The sequence below is a fragment of the Helicobacter sp. MIT 03-1614 genome (assembly GCF_000762925.2).
GTDB classification, from domain to species: Bacteria; Campylobacterota; Campylobacteria; order Campylobacterales; family Helicobacteraceae; genus Helicobacter_C; species Helicobacter_C hepaticus.
This window is the reverse complement of the sequence record NZ_JRMS02000042.1, coordinates 1-405: the sequence shown is the minus strand read 5'-3', so window position 1 is coordinate 405 and position 405 is coordinate 1. Positions and strand designations below refer to the sequence as shown.

The window sequence follows — 405 nt, the reverse complement described above, 5'->3', positions numbered from 1 at the left end:
ATCTCCCTTAGCAGTAATAGAAGTGTCTCCTACTTGGTGAAGGATTTGGTTACCAGCATTAACACTATAATTGGTTTGAATCTCTGAATTTGAAGAATCAGCCTCAAGACTTAAATTTTCATTTGTTGTTAAACTCATTGCTTTAGAAGATTTTAATATCGTTTTTTCATTGCTTACGAGAGTATAGTTTTGTGTGGTATTTATATCCATATCTCCCTCTACATTTTGCATCAAAGATTTTTCTATATGTGTTTGCACTTCTCCTTTAATCTTTTGGTGTTTATCTCCCTCTATCTCTTCTTTTACATTCCCCCCTATCTCCACCTCCTTATCCTCTCCTACATATTCACTACTCTTCTTTGCAATCCTTACTTTGTTATCTACTCCTACATTTAAAGTATGGCT

The 405-nt window shown here is 34.1% G+C and carries 1 pseudogene; it reads right to left on the bottom strand.

From position 1 onward, the window contains the following. Nucleotides 1-405: pseudogene (locus LS66_RS10025) on the bottom strand (hypothetical protein); the annotation flags it as partial.